This window comes from Okeania sp. SIO2F4 (genome assembly GCF_010672385.1).
Taxonomy (GTDB): Bacteria; Cyanobacteriota; Cyanobacteriia; order Cyanobacteriales; family Microcoleaceae; genus Trichodesmium.
Genome location: NZ_JAAHGT010001498.1, coordinates 1 through 1,049 on the forward strand (window position 1 = coordinate 1; position 1,049 = coordinate 1,049).

1 protein-coding gene and 1 pseudogene are annotated in these 1,049 nt (G+C 36.5%); both read left to right on the forward strand.

Features of this window, described 5'->3' with window-relative positions:
• Window positions 1-182 (forward strand): annotated as a pseudogene (locus F6K22_RS41490) (hypothetical protein); the annotation flags it as partial.
• 97 nt (window positions 183-279) lie between these two features.
• Window positions 280-714, forward strand: coding sequence for an IS200/IS605 family accessory protein TnpB-related protein (locus tag F6K22_RS41495; RefSeq protein WP_293111047.1), 435 nt, complete (start codon window positions 280-282; stop codon window positions 712-714).
• The last annotated feature ends 335 nt before the right edge of the window (window positions 715-1,049 follow it).

The window sequence follows — 1,049 nt, forward strand, 5'->3', positions numbered from 1 at the left end:
AGTATGGTACAGTAAAAATTCCCTTCCCGGAAAGATTAGTAGGTAAAAACCTGAAAGAAGTGAGGATAATTCCTCGCTTTAATGCCAGTTTTTTTGAAGTAGAATTTATTACAGAAGAGGAACCACGGCCAGTAGTAAAATCTGACAATGCACGCTTCTATAGACCTTGGTTTAGACAATAAGTGCAACTTGTGTATCAAATACTGGGTCATCATTGATTTTAGACGGTAGAAAACTTAAATCAATTAACCAGTAGTACAACACGCGAAAATTCGCTTATTGCAATCTATAAAAGACAAACAAGGCATTAAGACTTTAACCAGAAAGCAAATTAGTATCACAGTAAATCGGAGCAATAAAGTTAGAGATTACTTGAATAAAGCTGCTAGATATGTAATCAACTGGTGTAATAAAAATCAAATATCTACTATTGTTGTAGGTGTTAATCCAGGGATGAAAAAAAATATCAATTTAGGCAAACAAAACAACCAAAAATTTGTACAAAGACCTCACCATAATCTGAGGTTAAAACTAAAAGCTATGTGTGACAGGTATAGTTTGACCTATAAAGAGCAGGAGGAGTCTTATACTTCTAAGGCTAGTTTTTTAGATAGAGATAAAATACCTATTTACAATGCTGATAACCCGACTGAATATAGTTTTAGTGGCAAACGAATTAAGCGATGCAGCGCCGAAAGGGGGTTTCCCCCATGAGCGACTGCCTGTACGACAGCGTGGTTTGTACAAAACTAGGCAAGGAAAATTGATAAATGCTGACTGTAACAGTGCTGCAAATATTGGAGCAAAAAGCAACCTTCTGGGGGTTTACCCCGAACAGACCCTTAGGCATCTTTGGCTATGCCATTAAGGGTAAAATTTGACGTGAGGAAAGTCCGTCAAATTTGTGACCCTTAAGAATCCATGCGACTTTAGTCCGTGGAGTGTCAACGATACTTACCTCATTTTTTTCAAGGTTGAATACTTAGTAAATAATAGGCAATAGCTAACAGGGAAAAAAGTTCCAAACAACTTATAATTATTGCTATGTC